Genomic DNA, 20,110 nt, shown 5'->3' on the forward strand with positions numbered 1-20,110 from the left:
GTCCTGTTCTTTCCTAAATAAAAAAAGATACTAAGTTAAAGCATATTTTTTATGGGTTCATCCTTCTGATAACTATAAAATCAGGATCTTTGGAAACTACAGCATGTAATAGAGATAACGGTTTATAGCATTTACACACAGAACCACCCTTTAAATTCTAATCTTTTTTTAATAATCCGTTTTTTGTTTATAGAGAGTTTCCTTCCTTACCATAGAAGTTTAAAATAAAACTCTTCGGAAAACGTTATCAATTCAAGTTTTGTTTCCATTTTTATATTGAAAAAGAAAAACACTCTATTTTTTTTTAGATTAACATATTATTAAATGGTCAAAAAATCAATTTTCTGATAAACTTATCCTGATGGCTTCTTTGAAAGGATGAAATATATGACCCCGAATCGTGAAGACTACCTAAAACTGATTTTTGAATTAGGTGGCGATGAAAATAAAATCAACAATAAGCAAATCGTTTCCGGTCTGGATGTCTCTGCGGCATCTGTTAGTGAGATGATTTCAAAATTAGTAAAAGAAAAACTGGTTGAGCATTCACCTTATCAAGGTGTCCAACTAACTGAGCTAGGACTCAAAAAAGCGAGTACACTCATTCGCAAACATCGATTATGGGAAGTATTTTTAGTTGAACATTTAAACTACTCATGGAATGAAGTTCACGATGAAGCAGAAGTACTAGAACATGTCACCTCACAAACATTAGCAAATCGTTTGTCTGCGTACTTGAATCAACCAAAATTTTGTCCTCATGGCGGTGTTATTCCTGGTGATGATCAGCCTGTCCACGAAGAAAAACGTCAAACTTTGATCGATTATCCTATTGGCACTAAGATCCGTATTGCACGTGTATTAGATGAGAAAGAACTACTTGATTACTTAGTAGCGATCGACTTGCAGATTCACGAAGAATATACGATCGATGAAATCGCAGCATATGAAGGACCCATCAGTATTAGTAACAATAAAAAAGAACTAGCGATCAGCTATAAAGCGGCAAGTACGATTTTCGTTGATCGACTATAAATATGATTTAAACGGCGGGAGCAGAAACATTTTCTGTTCAGCCCACATTAGAAAGCGGGGAAATGAAATGAACGAAAAGATAGCTTTGTTTACTATATTTGGCGGCACTGGTGATTTAGCAAAAAGAAAACTTTATCCTTCCTTATTCCGTTTATATCGTAAAGGAATATTAGCTAAGCATTTTGCAGTCATTGGTACGGCAAGAAGAGAATGGTCTGATGAACACTACCGAGAAATCGTTCGTGAGACGATCAAAGACTTAAATCCAACAGTTGAAGAGGCAGAAACATTTTCAAGTCACTTTTACTATCAGTCCCATAATGTTAATGATTCCGAGCATTACGATACCTTAAAAAAATTATCTGATACATTAAATGATGACTATCAATTAGGTGGCAATCATATTTACTATTTAGCAATGGCTCCGCAATTTTTCGGTACGATCGTTCAACACTTAAAATCACAAGAAATTTTAACAGATAACGGCTTTGATCGTTTAGTTATTGAAAAGCCCTTTGGCTCTGACTATGCTTCTGCTTATCAACTAAATGAAGAAATTCGTGCAGTTTTTCCTGAGAAAGATATTTTTAGAATCGATCATTACTTAGGAAAAGAAATGATCCAAAATATTTCTGCGATTCGCTTTGCTAATAACATTTTTGAATCCCAATGGAATAATCGCTATATTGATAATGTCCAGATTACATTTGCAGAAAGTCTTGGTGTTGAAGATCGTGGCGGTTATTATGAACACAGTGGTGCATTAAAAGATATGGTTCAAAACCATATTTTGCAAGTTGTAGCATTGTTGGCAATGGAGCCGCCTGTTGCTTTTTCAGAAGCTGAAATTCGTGCAGAAAAAGTAAAAGCCTTACAAGCAATTCGTCTTTATTCAGAAAAAGAAGCCTTAGAAAATTTTGTTCGCGGTCAATATGGATCCGGTAAACTCGACAATCAAGAATTTGTTAGTTATCGAGAAGAACCAAATGTCGATGAACATTCTCAAACCGAAACTTTTGTTGCTGGTAAATTTTTGATCGATAACTTCCGTTGGTCAGGCGTTCCTTTTTATATCCGCACAGGAAAACGTCTAACTGAAAAAGGTACACGTATCAACATCGTTTTCAAACAAGTACCAGTCAATGTCTTCAAAGATGATATTGATAAATGTGGTGAAAAGACCGATTTACCTCCAAATGTCTTAACTATTTATATTCAACCAACAGAAGGTTTCTCAATGACACTCAATGGAAAAGAAATTGGTCAAGGTTTTACAACTACACCTGTGAAATTAGATTATCGTCATAGCGCAGAAACAACTGGAAATAGTCCAGAGGCCTATGAAAAATTGTTATTGGATAGTTTAAATGGTGACGGAACAAACTTCTCTCACTGGGATGAAGTTGCTCAATCTTGGCGCATTGTTGATATTATTCGTCAGGCTTGGGATAAAACCTCTGTTGAGTTTCCTAATTATGCCGCAGGATCAATGGGTCCTGAAGCAGCATTTGAGTTGTTAGAACAAGATGGTTTTACTTGGGATTGGCAGCCTGACGTTTGGTACCGTGAACGTGGTAAACTTTAAGATTTTTGGAGGAAAAAATGAAAAAAATAAAATTTAATGGGGTAATTTTAGGTACTTTACTCACTCTATCACTTGGAATGAGTACACAGTCATACGCTGAAGAAGCTTCCACATCAGACACTTTCGTTGAGTCAACTACGCTGACTACTGAGACTGAGCCAACGACTACCACAGTTGACTCGGTTTCAGTAGATTCGAGCAGTTCTGATTCTACCGAAACTGAATCGAGTGAATCCATTGAATCGACTGAGCAATTGTATTTTGATGACTATTATCTTCCATCTGATCGCTCAGATTTAAATCCAGTAGCTCGAAGCAGTAACCTACTCCGCAGTTCAATGGATATCGTTCATGCAGGCGAAGCCAACAGACCCAAGTCTCAATTTATTGATATATCGTCTCATAATAGTTCAATTTCAGTTGCGAATTTCAAAAAAATGAAAACATATGGTATTAACGGAGTTGTTGTGAAACTCACTGAAGGCGATTATTATATAAACCCATATGCTCAAGAACAGATCAATAATGCTACGGCTGCTGGTCTGAAGGTTTCTGCTTATCATTATGCTCACTATACAACTGGCAGTAGTGCCTCAAAAGAAGCTGCATATTTTGTTTCACTCGCTAATCGGTTCAAGTTACCAAAGTCTACAGTTATGGTGATTGATATTGAAGAAGGAAAAATGTTGAATGCTAATTTGACACCTAATACTACAACTTTCGTTAACACGCTAAAGTCTAAAGGTTTCTCTAATACTATGTACTATATGAATAGATCTTACGCTACAAGCGGGTATTTTTCTGTAAGCAAATTTGGTGCTAAAAACATGTGGGTTGCACAGTATCCTTATACACCAACTGCTAATATGAAATGGAATAACGAATTCTCAGCTTGGCAGTGGTCTTCTCAATATTATATTCCTGGTATAGCGCACCCCTTTGATATTTCCATGGATTATACTGGTTATCTTGAAAATGGTGCCCAAGGAAAATGGCTCAGCGCTAATCAATACGTAACAATCACCAAAAAGAATTATTCAATTTGGTCAAACTTTAATTTTAATTCAACAACCAATTCTACAAAGAATCTTTATAATCAAACGTTTAAAGTAAGTGGTATGTATAAACACATGAATGGCGCTACCTACTATTCACTCTATGATAATAATGGCAAATGGAAAGGATACTTGAACGCCTCTGCAACAACGAAGGCTTCTGGTCCTCAAGGAATTTGGCTAAATGAGAACAAATATGTGACGCTGACTAAAAAAGGACAAACGCTTTGGGGCGATATCAACAAATTCTCCAGTAAAAAAGGCAATTCAACGAACCTTTTTCAGCAAACTTTTCAAGTCAAAGGGAAATATCGACATGTTTCCGGTGCCACTTACTTCTCACTCTATGATAATAAAGGCACATGGCGAGGTTACCTAAATGCTAATGGCGCAACCAGTGCAACAGGTCCTCAAGGAGCTTGGCTAAACGAAAATAAATATGTTACCCTGACTAAAAAAGGGCAAACACTTTGGGGCGACATCAATAAATTTTCTAGCAAAAAAGGCAATTCAACGAGTCTCTTTCAGCAAACCTTCCAAGTCAAAGGAAAATATCAGCATCTTTCCGGTGCTGTTTACTACTCGCTTTATGATGGAAAAGGCAATTGGAAAGGCTATTTGAACGCTGCGGGTGCTAGTTTAGCAACAGGTCCTCAAGGTACGTGGTTAAAAGAAAATAAATATGTGACGCTGACTAAAAAAGAACAAACGCTTTGGGGCGATATCAATAAATTCTCTAGCAAAAAAGGCAATTCAACAAATCTTTTTCAACAAACCCTTCAAGTCAAAGGAAAATACAATCATGTTTCTGGTGCCACTTATTTTTCACTCTATGATAATAAAGGCACATGGCGAGGTTACCTAAATGCTAATGGGGCGACTGCTGCTTCAGGAGCTCAGGGTGCTTGGCTAAAATATGATAAAAATGTAACGATTGAAAGAAAAGGCTATACGCTTTGGGCAGACCTCGATAAATTTTCTATAAAAAAAGGCAATACAAACACCCTTTACAAGAAAAATTATCTTGTTAAAGGAAAATACAGCCACTTTTCTGGGGCTCTCTACTATTCAATTTATGACAATAAAGGAACTTGGATCGGTTATCTAAACGCCGATGCAACAAAAAAATAGCTCATTAGCTTAGTCTTTAAATAATCTATAAAAAAAAAAGAGTATGAAACAAATGAAGTGCGCCCCTTAAGTTAGACCAGAAAATCTAACTTAGGGGGCTTTTTATAGTGGCTAAATATGATTATGACTTTAAAAAATCAGTAGTTGAAGCGTATAGGAGGGGTGAAGGTGGGTATGTGGCTCTAGCTCGCCGATACGGTATTCCAGCTGTTTCGACAGTACACAAATGGGTGAAGATTGTAGAAAAGTTGGGCTTTGATGCCTTGAACCGACGAAAAAACAAACAAACTTACTCTTCCCAATTCAAGCAAGATGTCATACACTATTATTTGACTAGCGGTGACTCTTACCTTGATGTCGCATTGAACTATGGATTGCCATCAGGAAATCTACTCCAACATTGGCACCAACTATTTCAGCGTGAAGGCATTGAAGGGTTCTTACCGAAACTGAAAGGAAGGCCTTCAATGACTAAGAAAAAGAAGAAACAAACACCAAAGAAGCCATTAACACGTGAACAAGAACTGGAACGAGAAAATGAACTACTTCGTGCAGAACTTGCCTTCATAAAAAAGCTCCGAGCTTTAGGGATGAATATCCCGAATCGACTCAAGAACGAGATGCACGAATCATCCACGAACTCCGAAAAGAGTTCCGATTAACGATTCTTCTTGAAGCAACAAAATTCCCTAAAGCGACATACATGTATTGGCAAAAGCGATTGAATCGTGAGAATCCAGATGCCAAGCTAGAGGAAACCATTAAAGAAATTTTTGAAGAAAACAATGGAAATTACGGCTATCGTCGGATTCAAATCGCCCTGAACGAACATGGAATAAGGGTAAATCAAAAGAAAATTCGTCGAATCATGCGTAAGCTTGGGCTGAAGAGCGTAAAGTTTACACGTAAATCACGTAAGTACAATTCCTACAAAGGAACTGTTGGACGAGTGGCAAAGAATCGGATTCACAGACGGTTTGTCACCTCGGTTCCACATCAAAAAATTACAACGGATACTTCTGAATTTAAGTATTATGAACAAGATACGAATGGAAAACCTGTTATCAAGAAGCTTTATTTAGACCCGTTCCTGGATATGTTTAACGGGGAGATTCTGTCTTATCGAATCTCAGAAAAACCAAATACAAAGGCTGTTCTTGACGCTCAGAAAGAAGCCATAGAACACACAGCAGACTGCCCCTACCGTCGGACTTTCCATTCTGACCAAGGCTGGGCTTACCAGATGAATGGTTATAGAAAGCCTTTAGCGGATAAAAAAATATTCCAGAGCATGTCCCGAAAAGGGAATTGTCTCGACAATTCACCGATGGAGAATTTCTTTGGTCTATTAAAGCAAGAAATGTATCATGGTGTGATTTATACAAGCTTTGAAGGGTTGAAGCGAGCAATTAATGAGTGGATTAATTACTATAATCATCACCGAATCAAAACGAAACTCGGCTGCAGTCCCGTTAGATATCGCGAACGGATGACCGCATAAAAACCCGACCAAATTTCTTCGGTCGGGTTATGGTCTAACTATTGGGTCTCACTTCAAAAATCTGTTTCATACTCTTTTTTGCTCACTTAACGATACTTATTCTTCAAATCCTTCAGCTACAGCTTCTGGGTAATTTTCTTCAACAATTGTAGCACAGCGTCCGCATAAATGTGGTAATTTTTCATCTTCACCAACATCTGTACGTACCGCACGACAACGATCACAAGTCTCACCTGCTGCTTTTTCTACAAGAATCGACATATCATCAAATTTTTCAACATTTTCAGGAACTTCAGCTGTTCTAGCTGCTAATTCAAAGTCAGACACAATCAGCAATTGAGCAATATCTGCATCCACTGCTGTTAATAACTCATGAATTTGTTCATTAGGGTAAACAGTTACTTTAGCTTCTAGAGATTTACCAATCAATTTAGAGTTACGTGCTTCTTCTAAGGCTTTTAGAACATTGTCTCTAAAGTCCATAAATGCTGCCCAAGTATCCAATAATTCTTGTTGATTTGCGAATTCTTCATAACCTGGAAATTCAGCTAATTGAACATAATCTTCCTCTTCTTTTAAGAAGCTCCAGATTTCCTCAGAAGTATGTGGGATGATTGGCGTCAATAGTTTTGTTAAGGAAACAGCTATTTGATAAAATACGGTTTGCATACAACGACGTTGGTAGTTATCTTCCGCTTCGATGTAAACTACATCTTTAGCAAAATCTAAATAGAATGAAGACAGATCAACTGTTAAGAAATTCATAACAGAACGATAGATCTGCATAAAATTGTATTTTTCATAGCCCTTTTCACGAATTTCTTTGATTACTTGGTTTAGTCGAACAACCATATATTTATCCACAGAACGTAAATCTTCATATGCAACAGTGTGTTCTTTCGGTTCAAAATCATTCGTATTCGCTAATAAGAAACGCATTGTATTACGGATCTTGCGGTATACTTCAGAAACTTGATTTAAGATATCCATTGATACGCGTACATCTGCTTCATAATCTACACTACTTACCCACAGGCGTAAAATATCCGCACCCATTTGCTTGATTACTTTATCCGGTAAAATTGTATTGCCTAGTGATTTACTCATCTTACGTCCTTCGCCATCCAATGTAAATCCTTGAGATAAAACGGCTTTATAAGGCGCTACACCATTGATAGCTACACTAGTCGTAATACTTGAATTAAACCAGCCACGATACTGATCAGAGCCTTCTAGATACATATCAGCTGGGAATGTTAGTTCTGGGCGTTGACGCAATACAGCCTCATGAGATGAACCAGAATCAAACCAAACATCCATAATGTCTGTTTCTTTTGTAAATTCACCATTTGGAGAACCAGGATGTGTAAAGCCCTCTGGCAATAACTCTTTCGCTTCACGTTTAAACCAAACATTTGAGCCATGCTCAGCAAATAAATTTGCTACATGCTCGATTGTTTCTGGTGTAATGATCGCTTCACCATTTTCTGCATAGAAAATCGGTAATGGTACACCCCACGCACGTTGACGGGAGATTACCCAGTCACCACGGTCACGGATCATATTATAAAGACGTGTTTTGCCCCAAGGAAGAATCCAGTCAACTTTTTCAACTTCATCTAAGATGTTTTGGCGGAATTTATCAATCGATGCAAACCATTGCGGTGTTGCACGGTAAATAACAGGTTTTTTCGTACGCCAGTCATGTGGATAACTATGTGTAAAGAAATCCAATTTTAATAGCGCATCTTTTTCATCCAATAACGCTGTGATCATTGGATTTGCTTTATCATAGAAAACTCCTTCAAATCCAGGTGCTTCATCAGTAAAGACACCACGATTATCCACAGGTGAAAGAACATCTAAATTATATTTTTTGCTTACGATGTAATCATCTTCACCATGACCAGGTGCGGTATGAACTAAACCAGTACCAGCATCTAAGGTTACATGATCTCCTAGCATCACTAATGATGTACGATCATAAAATGGATGTTGAGCAGTCATATACTCCATATCTTTACCAGAAATCGTTTCAAGAATTTCAACATCATCCCAACCGATTGCTTCTTTTACTGTGTCTAAAAGATCTTTGGCTACAACATATTTTTTACCGTATGCTTTGACTACAACATATTGATACGTAGGGTTCACTGAAATTCCTAAGTTTGCAGGAAGTGTCCACGGTGTTGTTGTCCAGATTACAAATGAAGTATCCGTATCTAGGATTCCTTTGCCGTCAACAACTTTAAATGCAACGTAAATAGATGCTGATTTAACATCTTTATATTCAATCTCCGCTTCTGCTAATGATGATTCACTTGATGGAGACCAATAAATTGGTTTTAATCCTTTATAAATATAGCCTTTTTCAGCCATTTTTCCAAATACACGGATTTCTGCTGCTTCATAAGAAGGGTCTAATGTAATATACGGATGTTCCCAATCACCAGCAACACCTAAACGTTTGAAATCTGCACGTTGTGTATCAACTTGTGAACGTGCATACTCTTCACATTTTTCACGGTATTCAGCTAAAGTCATTTCTTTCCTTTTGATCCCTTTATTTGTTAGTACTTGCTCGATTGGTAGACCATGTGTATCCCAACCAGGGACATATGGAGAACGGAAACCTGACATAGATTTTGAACGGATGATAATATCTTTACTGATTTTATTTAATGAATGCCCCAAGTGAATATTTCCATTGGCATATGGCGGTCCATCATGAAGGACAAATGTTGGTTTTCCTTCGTTTAGTTCTTGACGTTTTTCATAGATTTTTTGTTCTTCCCAATCTTTTTGCCATTCTACTTCACGATTTGGCAAATTCCCACGCATTGGAAAAGCTGTTTTTCCCAATTGCAACGTTTCTTTCATTTTCATTTTTCTTCCTCGCTTTCATTCGTAGCTTTTTGATAAATAGAACACTTATAAAACAATCACTTGCTCTATGTTTCATCTGATATTTTTGTGATTTACTAGTAAGGTTACTTCTCTCACTTCGTTCACAGCAAAAAAGTACCTTCATCCCAAGGGACGAAAGTACTCGCGTTACCACCCAAATTTAAAATAATCGATCAACTCAATTATTTCCTCTGTTGATTGTTAACGAAATCACTCGTCAAGTTTTACTTAGTTCAAACTTGAGTAAAATAGAGGATCTTTTCAATACCAGGGTCTGTCAAACTTTCACTATCATTGACTCGCTAAAAAGAATGGTTATTGACTTTTCTGTTCTATTTATTTACGAAATTATTTAGGATCTTTATTTAATAAATCAAGCATTGCTTTTGGATCGATCGCAGCTTGTTCAAGTGTTGGTTCCTCTACTACAGCAACTGGCTCTGCCGCAACATCATCACTTTTGTCAAGTTCTTGCGCTAAAACTTCTTTGATTACTGTATGTGAATCACTTACGTAACTTGAGAATGGTTTTAATAATTCATTCCATTCTTCGCTTTTCACTTGTTCTAATTGTGCTTCTAACATTAAACTTAAACGTTGATGGAAGACACGTGTTTTCTTCTTCAAATCATCTGTTTCAGCAGCTAGTTGACGTGCACGATCCGTTGCATCTGTTAGAATTTCTTTTGCTTTTTCTTCCGCAGAGGTAATAAGATTACTTGAGCGTTTTTCAGCTGATGAAATCATTTCGTTCGCTGTGTTTTCAGCAGACGTAACGATTACTTCTGATTCTTTATTTGCACTAGTTTTTACTTTATCAGCAGTGTCTTGTGCTACAATAATTGATTGATTCAATGCATCTTTCAGTTCATTGAAATACTGTAATTTTTCTTCTGCATGTTTTAATGATTTTTCAAGTTCACGTGTTTTTTGAAGAGAATCTTCATAATCTTTCGTTACTTGATCTAAGAAATCATCGACATCGTCTTGGTTGTACCCTCTCATTTTTGTAGAGAAGTTTTTGTTTTGAATATCTAATGGAGTTAATGCCATATTCCTTCACCTCTTTGGATTATTTTCGTAGAACTCCCAGTAACAAACGAAACTTGTCCTTTTTCGTCTTCCCCTCTAACTCTTGAATTTGGATGCGTCCAAAACCTCTAATTGATACTATATCTAATAGATCTACTAAGAAATCCGGTCTTGTATTCTCCGTCCAATTCACTTTGACTTTTCCAGATTCAATCAATTGTTTTGATCTCTGTCTAGATATATTATATACGCTAGAGATCAAATTATCCAGACGTAACGAACTTATTGTTGTCCGCTCATGTGTCCAGTCATCTTTTGGAAGGATCATCTCTGTATATTTTCTTTTTTCTAATCTTACTGATATTTTCCCAATTTTTTCTACCTGAGTTTCTACAAAATTAGCTATCTCTTTAGCGACAAATACTTGCCACCTGTCATTATCAGAAATAATATCACCAAAATACTCTCGCTTTATTCCTGTATTGACTAGGGTACCCAACACCTTGCCATGTGATAATGTAGAGAATTTTATAGGATACACGATTTCTAGTAATTCAACTTCAAAATCGTCTTCCTTTGGTTCATAGTAATCAGGATAAATCAGGCAACGTTTTCGTTCAGCTTGTTCATACCCACCATAAAATTGAAATGAAAGATCACTATTCTGACGAATCAAGGTTTCTACTATATACGCCTGTCTAGGATCTAAAAAATCTGATAAGTAAGGAGCATACTGACTTTCAACTTGTTCTAACCAATCGCCTACAGAATCAATAAAAGGATGCTCATCTTTTCGAAAATGTTGGTACACATTTGCGTTCATAGATAAATCATCCTTTCTTTTATTATTACATAATTGATTGTAAAATTCGTCCTAGTCCACTTGCAGCTAGATTCAGCACAATGATGGCAATCATAACATTAAAACCAATCATACCTATGTTCAAGTTTAATCGATCAAATAGGCTTAGATAAGGTTCAGAAATTCTTGAAATCAAACGGCCAAACATAGAATCATACGCTCCTGGAAACCAAGATAATAATGCATATATAATTAAAACGCCTGAATAAATTCGAACACCTGTATATAATAGAAATATAAATAGAGCGATACTCATTACCTCCTAACTAAAAATCAAACATTTGTTTCTTAGCTAACGATTGTGCAGTAGCACTATCGATTTCTATGTTTGATGGTGTACAAAGAAAAATTTCATCTCCTACACGTTGAATGTCTCCATCTAATGCGTAAACAGTTCCTGTAAGAAAGTCCACAATTCTTCTTGCTTGATTTTCTTCAACTAAATGAAAATTAATCAACACAGCATCACTTGCAATAATATGTTTTGCAATATTCATCGCTTCAGAATAAACTCGTGGCTCAATTATTGTAATTTTACCTGGTTTGCCTGAATTATGTGTATCTTGCGAACGTTTAGAATTTGAGTTATTAGAACTACGCATGGAGACAACCTTTTGCTCATTAAATGCTGTTTCCTGACGGCTTTCTTTCTTATCTTGATGCGTTTCTGTTGAACGATAACGAGCAGATGGCTTTTCGGTTAAAGGCTCAGTTGCAGTCGGTCTTGGTGGTACCTGTGCTTGTGTTTGTCGAACCGTCTGTCTTGGCTGTTGATTCACTACCTTTTGCTCTTCGTATTCATCATAATTATCATATTCATCTTCACCAGATAATCCAAAAAAGCTCGATAACGCATTTTTACTAAAAATTGACATAGATTCCCCTCCTTTACGCACCTCTGAAAATTGCTGTTCCGATTCGTACAAAAGTTGCACCTTCTTCAATAGCAATTGGGAAATCATTACTCATTCCCATGCTAAGCTCTGTACATGGTGCATATGACAGATGCTGATTATTTATTGCTAACTGTAGTTTTTTTAACTGAGAAAACACATTGTGAAGAACTTGTTCAGAAGCATTTAACGGAGCCATAGTCATCAAACCTACGACTTTGATTCTATCAAATGATGCTAATTGTTCAATAAAATCAATTACTTCATCTGATTTGAATCCGTGTTTACTTTCTTCACCAGTGATATTCACCTCAACAAAACAGGAAATTTGCTTCTCTGCTCGTTTTTGGATTTCCTCTGCTAATTTTAAACTATCTAAAGCGTGAAAATAATCTATCTCATTTATTATTGATTTTACCTTCCTACGCTGTAAATTACCAATCAAATGCCACTTAATAGATGAAAAATTTTTCAGTACCATTTTTTTCTCTAATAATTTATCGACTCGGTTCTCAGCCATATTCTCAATACCAAGTTCAGCAAGCTTCTTGGCAGTGTCTTTTTCCACTGATTTAGTCACGGCAATCATCGTTATATCATTTTCTGATCGCTCTGCTTTTTGGCATGCTAGCTGAATTTCTTGATTTATTTTTTCTAAGTTATCAACTAGCATGATCAAAAATCGCTCCTATCTTTTTCTGCGGAAAAATGGTGGTGTGTTTAATTCATCGTCATTATTTTGTGATGGCTCTTCACGATGAAATGTTTCAAAATCTTTTTTCTCAACATTTTCAAATGTTGTATCTTCGACTTTAGGTCGTACGTTTTGTTCACGACGGATATCCCAATCACCAAAAGCGCTTGTCTCTTCTTGAGGTTGCGGTTGTGATGGTTTTGATTGTTCCATATCCAATACTGGTGCTTGTTGAACCGTTTGGATTTGAGTAGGTCTATTTTGACGTTGAGGTTTACGATCTTTTTTAGAAGGATCGATTCCTGTCGCAATAACAGTGACACGGATCTCATCGCCTAGATCTTCATTGATTGAAGTACCTAAAATAATATTTACATCACCTGTTGCAGCGCTTGTTACGATATCAGAAGCGTCTTGTGCTTCAAATAATGTCATATCTAAGCCACCAGTGATATTTAATAATACTTGTTCTGCACCATCAATAGATGTTTCTAATAATGGAGAAGAAATAGCTTTCTTAGTTGCTTCGATCACACGGTCTTCACCGCTTGCAACACCGATTCCCATCAATGCAGTTCCTTGGTTTTCCATAACTGTCTTCACATCAGCAAAGTCCAAGTTAACATACCCTGGAGCTGTGATCAAATCTGAAATACCTTGTACTCCTTGACGTAATACATTGTCAGCTTCACGGAATGCTTCAAGCATTGGTGTCTTCTTATCAACAACTTCTAATAGACGGTTGTTTGAAATAATCAGTAATGTATCAACATTTTCTTTCAAAAGAGCAATACCTTCTGCCGCAAAGCGTCCGCGTTTTGGTCCTTCAAAGCTAAATGGTCTTGTAACAACACCTACTGTTAATGCGCCTAATTCTTTGGCGATTTTAGCAACTACAGGAGCAGCACCCGTTCCTGTTCCTCCGCCCATACCAGCAGTGATAAAAATCATATCTGCTCCTTGTAAAGCGTCTGAAATAACTTGTTCGCTTTCTTCTGCAGCTTTTTGACCAACTTCTGGTTGAGAACCTGCTCCCAAACCACGAGTATATTTAGGTCCAAGTTGGATCACTGTTTCAGCTTTTGAGTTTTTAAGAGCTTGTACATCTGTATTTGCAGCGATGAATTCAACGCCTTTGACGTTTTCATCGATCATACGGTTAACAGCGTTGCCGCCGCCACCGCCTACACCGATAACTTTGATGACAGCGCCATTGTTAATGTTATTATCTAAAGAAAATTCCATAGTATCGTTTCCTCCTGTTTTAATTGTTAGTCAAAAATGTTTGAGAAGAAGTCTTTGATTTTGCCAGTAACTTTTTCACCAGATTCATGTATTTCAGAATCGTCGTAATTATCTTGAGGTGTTTCTGTATAAGTATCGTACTGCACCTCTTGCTGAACTGCGATTGGCTGTGATGATTTGATCTTCTCACCTGGAATCGCACCTTTAGCAATATGGTAAATGTCATTTAGCTGCGCAGAATATTCTACAATGCTAATCACATTTGTAAATACTGGGTTACGTAACCCCATATGATTAGGTACGTATAATTTTACGCTTGCATCAAAGATTTCTTGTGCTAAATCAACAACACCTGGAAGGCTTGCCCCGCCACCAGTTAAGATTACTCCGCCTGGAAGCTCTAAAGCATCAATTTCGTCTAATACTTCTTTAGATTTTTTAAAGATTTGTTCTACTCTGGCTTCAATTACTTCTGAAAGATAACGTTCATCAACTTTTACAGGTTCAGACTTACCGATCACATCAACAGGAAACTCTTCACTGACTGATGTTCTTTCAGGATAAGCATCACCATAATTGATCTTCAACGCTTCAGCATTATTGAATGATGTATTTAATACAATAGAGACATCTTTAGTGACAAACTCGCCACCTTCTTGGTTCACATGAGTGAATTTCAATTGTTTATCATGCATCACTGAGGTTGTTGTTTGTCCGCCGCCCATATCAATAACGATCGTACCAAAATCTTTTTCCCCATCTGAAAGAACTGTTTCAGTTAATGCTAATGGCATAATAACTAATTCATTGACTGTTAAGCCAGCTTTTTCAACACATTTTCTAGTATTGTGAATGATTGTTTTGGGTCCAGTGAAAACTACTCCAAACATTTCTAAACGAACGCCGATCATTCCTCTAGGATCTTTGATTCCTTCAAATCCATCTACTGTAAATTCTTGAGGCAAGATTGCTACGATTTGACGTTCAGGAGGAGTTGAACGAACCAGTGCTGCCGATGCTACGTTTCGTACATCTTCATCAGTGATTTCTTTTGACTCACTACTTACAGCGATCATTCCTTGGCAACTTTCAACTTCAAGTAAGTTTGCTGGTAACCCCACATTCACACTTTTAATTTGAATTCCCGCTTTTTCTTCTGCTTGTCTTACTGCTCTTTGAATCGCATTTACTGTTTTATCGATATCGACAATGATCCCTCGATTTAATCCATCAGATTTTGCGTTTCCTACGCCGATGATATTCATTTGACCTTCGATAAACTCAGCTACTACAACTTTCACTGATGTTGTACCGATATCAAGGCCTACATACATTCCTGTCTTTGCCATGAATGGGGTTCCTCCTCCTATTAATTCCAATATGTAAGCGGGCATAAAACGCCCGTTTAAATATATATTTTTTTATGAATACTCACTTCTTTCAATTTTACCATAAAACTAGGCTTTTTAGAAAGCAGATTCTACTATTTTATTCTTTTATTTTTCTTAACTTTATTCTAGCGCTTGCGAAGATTCTTCAATGCTTTCCTCAGTTTCCCCATTATTAAAAGGATATGAGAAAATCCCGACTTCCATATCGATGATTCCTGACTTCTCCATTTGACTTGCAACCTTACTATAATACGCCATTTTCTCCTCTAATTGTGAAATATTGACGATTACTTCGTTGGCATCTTTCATGTGGAGATTAATCAATTCTTTATTTGCCTTAGATGGTGCATAGCGAATTTCTGATATATTTTGCTTTAAATCATCTGGCAATTTATTATAAGAATTCATTAAGCTTTTAATGATCGACTGATCTTTAAAATTTTTGAAAACTGGCATACCGCTTACAGGCGCATTCATTTCTTCTGGCAAAATTTTCCCATTTTCTAGAATAGGATGAAAAATATTATTTACAGATTCTAAAGCAACTACTTTATATTCTTCAATTTTTATATTAAATGAGTTGATTCCATTCAACGAAATGCTTGCTTGTTTTACGCGCGGTATTTGGCGCTTGATTTTTTCTTCATAAATCTTTCTATCGCCAAATTGTTCCCATAAACTCTTGCCTTTTTCTAGTTTAGATTGGGCAATGATTTTTTCACTATCAACAGATTTACTTCCTGTTACACTGACATTCCCTAACTTACTAAGTGGAGAAACAAAATAAAGTACAATCAATATTGCAATAAAAAATACGGAAATAATCAAAGTCAATCGTCGATACAATCGTTTATTTCGTATTTTTTTTATCTTTGGTAAGCGGTCTGCAAAAGATTCGTAAGTTTTCTTTTGTTTTTCTTCTGTTTCAGTTTCTTCGGAATGTGAGTCGTCTGCTTCAGCTTCTTCATCTTCCTCAGATTCTTGCTCTGTATTTTCATTAGATATTACGGAAGGATTCCATACTGGCTGATCGCCTTGCGTTTTTAAATACTCTAAGTTTTCTTTTTGCCACGGGGTCAAATTCTGTTCGTCTATTTGTTCAGTCGCATCTACTTTTTGGTCTTCTTGACCCCCTGAGTCCTCTTTTTTCTTACTAATCTTCTACACCCCCTATCACGTTATTTCTTTTACCACTTTGTAAAGTCGTTCACCAGCATCTGGAATGCCTTCTTTTTTAGAAGCTTCCGCCATTGATTGATGACGAGTTTCATCCAATAAAATCGCATCGATCTCTGTTGCTAATTTGAGCCCAGTAAGTTCTTGATCCGCAATCATTTCAACTGCTCCTGATTTAACTAAGCTTTGAGCATTCTTTGTTTGATGATCATTTGTGACATATGGACTTGGAATTAAAATCGCTGGCAAGCCTAATGCCGTAAATTCTGCAATAGAGGTTGCTCCTGCACGACCAACCATTAAATCAGCTGCAGCTAGAACCTCAGCCATTTTATCAATATAAGGCTGAATGCTTATGTTTGTCAATTTTTTTTCGGAAAGATTTAGTGTTTCTTGCAATTCTTTATAATACCGCTCTCCAGAAGCATAAAGAACCTGATAATTTCTTTGCTCAAAAATGGGGAATGCTTCAATAAAAGCTTGATTTATTTTCAGTGCACCCCGACTTCCACCAAAAATCACCACTGTTTTCTTTTCCGGATCTAATCCATATTCTTTTAAAACATCTGATTTTTTGATCATTACAACTTCTTGAGCTCGTGGATTTCCTGTTAAAACGACCTTTTCTTTAGGAAAATATTCAGCAACATCTGGAAAACAAACAGCTACTTTTGTCGCATATTTACTTAAAAACTTATTCGTCATTCCAGGTATACTATTTTGCTCATGAATAATTGTTGGAATTTTCAACTGCTTAGCCGCATAGACAACTGATCCGGAAACATAACCACCTGTTCCAATCACAACATCTGGTTGAAAATCTTTAATAATTTTTTTAGCTTTTCCAATACTGTTTAGGAAAAGGTAAACTGTTTTTATATTCTGTGGACTAAGTGATCGACGAAATCCTTGGATTTTAATCGTCTTAAATGGAATATTATATTTTGGGACAATTTGGCTTTCCAGACCGATTTGTGTTCCTACATACATAAATTCAGTACTAGGATCGACTTGTTTTACATAGTTAACAAAGGCTAAAGCTGGATAGATATGTCCACCTGTTCCGCCGCCAGTTATTAATATCTTCATAATTATCTCACTTTTCTATGTCTTTTAGCTGGTGCATCGCTTGGATAAATGCCTCTCCGCGCAGTTCAAAATTAGGATATTGATCCCAACTTGCGCAAGCAGGCGATAATAGAATAGTATCATTTTTTTCAGAAAAATCATAGGCATCACTTACAGCCGTTTGGACATTCTCTGTCAATTGGATGGTTTTGACCCCTGCTTTTACTGCCGCTTTGTGCAGTTTATCTTTTGTTTCTCCAAAAAGAACGACCGCTTTTATTCCTTTTAGTGAAGGGACTAATTCATCAAAACTATTTCCACGATCTAAACCACCAGCCAATAAAATGAGTGATGAAGGATCGAAACCGCCCAGAGCCATCTCTGTTGCTAGTATATTGGTTGCTTTTGAGTCATTGTAAAACTTCCGTCCTGCTACTTCTCCCACATATTGCGTACGATGAGGTACTCCAGTAAAAACCATCAATGTTTTTCTAATAATATCTGCTGAAATGCCCTTTAATTTAGCGACAGAGATTGCTGCTAATGCATTTTCAATATTATGGTTACCAGGAACACCCAATTCTGTTGCTAACATGATATATTCGTCTTTGTAGTAAATTTCCCCATCTGTAAGATACGCACCTGCAACTTTTTCTTTCGTTGAAAATGGAATAATTGTAGCTTTCGTTGTTTTGCTTAATTCTTGCAGTTCTTGTTGGTTCCAATTTAAAACAAGAAAATCATTTTCCTGCATATTTCTTTGGATTGCCCACTTCGCTTTTACATATTCTTTTCTTGAACCATGATAGTCAATATGTGCTTCATAAATATTAGTAATAACAGCGATTTGAGGGCGAAACATTTGAATTCCCATCAATTGAAAACTTGATAATTCCATAACAATATCATCCGCTGTATTAGCATCCTTAGCAACTTCACTGGCAGGATAGCCAATATTCCCCGCTAAACGTGCAGTACCATTTTTGCGATCAGCATTTAAAAGTAGCCCAATCATTGTAGTGGTCGTTGTTTTACCATTTGTTCCTGTAATACCGATAATCGGACATTCAGCAATTTGATAAGCCAACTCAACTTCAGTAAGAACAGGTAAATTCATACTTAGTGCTTTCTCTACTAGAGGATTCGTATAGGGGATTCCCGGATTTTTTACAATCAAAGAAAAATCTTCATCTAAAAGCTCAATTGGATGCCCACCTGTAACAACACGAATACCCAAGGTTAATAAATCTTGGGCTTCCGGGTTTTGATCAAATTGTTTAAAGTCATTGACTGTCACCAACGCACCTAGCTCATGCAACAGTTTTGCAGCACTAACACCACTTCTAGCCAGTCCAAGAACAAGGACTTTTTTGTTTTCATAATCTGTAATTTTTTTCATTATAAATTCTCCTTATCGTTAGAAAAGCTGAAAGAAGCGGTTAACTCTGTAGAAAGTTAGGAATTTTTAAATGGAACGATTTTCAGTCCCAATTCAAAATTATCTACTTTCCTAAGAGTTGCTTCTTGACGCTAGATCCCTGCCTACTTCTTTAAAAAATAATCCATAATGTGATAGCTGAACAAATTGCTCCAGTCAGCCAGAAAATGATATCTATCTTCCACTCAGACCAGCCACACATTTCAAAATGATGATGGATCGGTGACATTTTAAAAATTCGTTTACCGAATAATTTAAATGAAGCAACTTGCAAAATAACACTGGCTGTTTCACATACATAAACAAGTCCGATCAACAACAATGTCCACTCTTGACGTAATATAATAGAAATTGCTGCCAACAAACCACCTAGGGCAAGTGAACCGACATCTCCCATAAAAATTTTAGCTGGTTTTTTATTGTAAGGAAAGAATCCTAACAAGCCACCAATCACGCTTAAACAGATAATCACTACATCAAATTGTTGCTGTTTCCAAGCAATGATTGCATATGTACCAAACGAAATCGTCCCCAATCCTGCGACCAATCCATCAATACCATCCGTTAGATTCACCGCATTTGAAAATCCAACCAACCAAAAAATGACGAATACGCCATAAAAAATTCCTAATGGCAACGTAACCACGCCAAATAAATCTAGTGTATCAGGCAAACCTTCTGAACGATAAACAAAATAAAATACTAACCCGCCAATGATTTGACCAATCAATTTCTGACGGGAATTCAATCCCATATTTCTTTTTTTAAATACTTTGATAAAATCATCCAAAAATCCTAATAATCCATAAAGGACTAAGATGAATAAAATAATCAGTAAAGACGGAGTGAGTTCTTGTTTCCATAATCCCACTAATAATGAGGTGATAAAACTTGCAACTAGAAAAACTAAACCACCCATCGTTGGCGTTCCTGTTTTCACATTGTGCCAAGTGGGGCCATCTTCACGCGTTGTTTGTCCTTGTTTCTTCATTTGGAAGTACCCGATAAACATCGGCATCACCGCCACCGTTATAGCAAAACTACATACTATGGGAATAAAAATCTGTGTCCACTCCATGATATCTCTCCTAATTATT

General features: G+C 36.6%; 16 protein-coding genes. 4 read left to right on the forward strand and 12 right to left on the reverse strand.

Going from position 1 to position 20,110, the window contains the following annotated elements:
- The first annotated feature begins 387 nt into the window (after positions 1-387).
- From A5821_RS07760 to A5821_RS07775, 4 genes are all read left to right on the forward strand, one after another.
- On the forward strand, positions 388-1,035 hold the full coding sequence (locus tag A5821_RS07760) for a metal-dependent transcriptional regulator (RefSeq protein WP_086313996.1): 648 nt from the start codon (positions 388-390) through the stop codon (positions 1,033-1,035).
- 67 nt (positions 1,036-1,102) lie between these two features.
- A complete protein-coding gene (gene zwf, locus A5821_RS07765) occupies positions 1,103-2,620 on the forward strand; it encodes a glucose-6-phosphate dehydrogenase (protein WP_086313997.1) in 1,518 nt (505 codons plus the stop codon).
- A 17-nt stretch (positions 2,621-2,637) separates the two neighbouring features.
- Complete coding sequence (locus A5821_RS07770; protein WP_086313998.1) at positions 2,638-4,806, forward strand: GH25 family lysozyme; 2,169 nt, start codon at positions 2,638-2,640, stop codon at positions 4,804-4,806.
- A 107-nt stretch (positions 4,807-4,913) separates the two neighbouring features.
- Positions 4,914-6,307, forward strand: a protein-coding gene (locus A5821_RS07775; protein ID WP_139844051.1) for an IS3 family transposase whose coding sequence is annotated in 2 segments (ribosomal slippage) — positions 4,914-5,454 and positions 5,454-6,307 — 1,395 coding nt in all. Because the reading frame shifts where the segments join, the coding sequence is not laid out codon by codon here.
- A gap of 96 nt (positions 6,308-6,403) precedes the next feature.
- On the opposite strand, the gene ileS is transcribed toward A5821_RS07775, so the two are convergent.
- The 12 genes from ileS to mraY form a co-directional block, all read right to left on the reverse strand.
- Positions 6,404-9,193: an isoleucine--tRNA ligase gene (gene ileS / locus A5821_RS07780; RefSeq protein ID WP_086313999.1), complete on the reverse strand. Its 2,790-nt coding sequence runs from the start codon at positions 9,191-9,193 to the stop codon at positions 6,404-6,406.
- Between the two features lie 369 nt (positions 9,194-9,562).
- On the reverse strand, positions 9,563-10,267 hold the full coding sequence (locus A5821_RS07785; protein ID WP_086314000.1) for a DivIVA domain-containing protein: 705 nt from the start codon (positions 10,265-10,267) through the stop codon (positions 9,563-9,565).
- Between the two features lie 19 nt (positions 10,268-10,286).
- Positions 10,287-11,069 carry an RNA-binding protein gene (locus tag A5821_RS07790; RefSeq protein ID WP_086314001.1) on the reverse strand — a complete coding sequence of 261 codons (783 nt, stop codon included), beginning with the start codon at positions 11,067-11,069 and terminating at the stop codon, positions 10,287-10,289.
- 25 nt (positions 11,070-11,094) lie between these two features.
- Positions 11,095-11,364, reverse strand: a complete 270-nt coding sequence (locus A5821_RS07795) for a YggT family protein (RefSeq protein WP_249921845.1) — start codon at positions 11,362-11,364, stop codon at positions 11,095-11,097.
- A 10-nt stretch (positions 11,365-11,374) separates the two neighbouring features.
- A complete protein-coding gene (locus A5821_RS07800) occupies positions 11,375-11,983 on the reverse strand; it encodes a cell division protein SepF (RefSeq protein WP_086314002.1) in 609 nt (202 codons plus the stop codon).
- A 13-nt stretch (positions 11,984-11,996) separates the two neighbouring features.
- Positions 11,997-12,674 carry a YggS family pyridoxal phosphate-dependent enzyme gene (locus A5821_RS07805; protein WP_086314003.1) on the reverse strand — a complete coding sequence of 226 codons (678 nt, stop codon included), beginning with the start codon at positions 12,672-12,674 and terminating at the stop codon, positions 11,997-11,999.
- A 15-nt stretch (positions 12,675-12,689) separates the two neighbouring features.
- The gene (ftsZ, locus tag A5821_RS07810) at positions 12,690-13,940 is read right to left on the reverse strand and encodes a cell division protein FtsZ (RefSeq protein ID WP_086314004.1); all 1,251 of its coding nucleotides are present in this window, start codon (positions 13,938-13,940) and stop codon (positions 12,690-12,692) included.
- A gap of 26 nt (positions 13,941-13,966) precedes the next feature.
- Entirely contained in the window at positions 13,967-15,289 is a 1,323-nt protein-coding gene (gene ftsA, locus A5821_RS07815; protein ID WP_086314005.1) for a cell division protein FtsA, read from the reverse strand.
- A 162-nt stretch (positions 15,290-15,451) separates the two neighbouring features.
- Positions 15,452-16,411, reverse strand: a complete 960-nt coding sequence (locus tag A5821_RS07820; protein ID WP_086314006.1) for a cell division protein FtsQ/DivIB — start codon at positions 16,409-16,411, stop codon at positions 15,452-15,454.
- Between the two features lie 93 nt (positions 16,412-16,504).
- Positions 16,505-17,596: an undecaprenyldiphospho-muramoylpentapeptide beta-N-acetylglucosaminyltransferase gene (gene murG, locus A5821_RS07825; protein WP_086314007.1), complete on the reverse strand. Its 1,092-nt coding sequence runs from the start codon at positions 17,594-17,596 to the stop codon at positions 16,505-16,507.
- Between the two features lie 7 nt (positions 17,597-17,603).
- Positions 17,604-18,974 carry a UDP-N-acetylmuramoyl-L-alanine--D-glutamate ligase gene (gene murD, locus A5821_RS07830; RefSeq protein WP_086314008.1) on the reverse strand — a complete coding sequence of 457 codons (1,371 nt, stop codon included), beginning with the start codon at positions 18,972-18,974 and terminating at the stop codon, positions 17,604-17,606.
- A 151-nt stretch (positions 18,975-19,125) separates the two neighbouring features.
- Positions 19,126-20,091 (reverse strand): phospho-N-acetylmuramoyl-pentapeptide-transferase, encoded by a 966-nt coding sequence (gene mraY / locus A5821_RS07835; protein ID WP_086314009.1) that lies wholly within the window; start codon positions 20,089-20,091, stop codon positions 19,126-19,128.
- Positions 20,092-20,110: the final 19 nt, after the last annotated feature.

Origin of the sequence: Enterococcus sp. 7F3_DIV0205, from assembly GCF_002141365.2 — a bacterium.
GTDB classification, from domain to species: domain Bacteria; phylum Bacillota; class Bacilli; order Lactobacillales; family Enterococcaceae; genus Enterococcus_L; species Enterococcus_L palustris.

What these genes read in the sequence shown, in the direction of transcription:
- ileS (WP_086313999.1), bottom strand. Translation starts at nt 9,193, where the DNA reads ATGAAAATGAAAGAAACGTTGCAATTGGGAAAAACAGCTTTTCCAATG.
- A5821_RS07785 (WP_086314000.1), bottom strand. Translation starts at nt 10,267, where the DNA reads ATGGCATTAACTCCATTAGATATTCAAAACAAAAACTTCTCTACAAAA.
- A5821_RS07770 (WP_086313998.1), top strand. Translation starts at nt 2,638, where the DNA reads ATGAAAAAAATAAAATTTAATGGGGTAATTTTAGGTACTTTACTCACT.
- murD (WP_086314008.1), bottom strand. Translation starts at nt 18,974, where the DNA reads ATGAAAAAAATTACAGATTATGAAAACAAAAAAGTCCTTGTTCTTGGA.
- ftsZ (WP_086314004.1), bottom strand. Translation starts at nt 13,940, where the DNA reads ATGGAATTTTCTTTAGATAATAACATTAACAATGGCGCTGTCATCAAA.
- zwf (WP_086313997.1), top strand. Translation starts at nt 1,103, where the DNA reads ATGAACGAAAAGATAGCTTTGTTTACTATATTTGGCGGCACTGGTGAT.
- A5821_RS07800 (WP_086314002.1), bottom strand. Translation starts at nt 11,983, where the DNA reads ATGTCAATTTTTAGTAAAAATGCGTTATCGAGCTTTTTTGGATTATCT.
- A5821_RS07805 (WP_086314003.1), bottom strand. Translation starts at nt 12,674, where the DNA reads ATGCTAGTTGATAACTTAGAAAAAATAAATCAAGAAATTCAGCTAGCA.
- mraY (WP_086314009.1), bottom strand. Translation starts at nt 20,091, where the DNA reads ATGGAGTGGACACAGATTTTTATTCCCATAGTATGTAGTTTTGCTATA.
- A5821_RS07795 (WP_249921845.1), bottom strand. Translation starts at nt 11,364, where the DNA reads ATGAGTATCGCTCTATTTATATTTCTATTATATACAGGTGTTCGAATT.
- A5821_RS07790 (WP_086314001.1), bottom strand. Translation starts at nt 11,069, where the DNA reads ATGAACGCAAATGTGTACCAACATTTTCGAAAAGATGAGCATCCTTTT.
- A5821_RS07760 (WP_086313996.1), top strand. Translation starts at nt 388, where the DNA reads ATGACCCCGAATCGTGAAGACTACCTAAAACTGATTTTTGAATTAGGT.
- ftsA (WP_086314005.1), bottom strand. Translation starts at nt 15,289, where the DNA reads ATGGCAAAGACAGGAATGTATGTAGGCCTTGATATCGGTACAACATCA.
- murG (WP_086314007.1), bottom strand. Translation starts at nt 17,596, where the DNA reads ATGAAGATATTAATAACTGGCGGCGGAACAGGTGGACATATCTATCCA.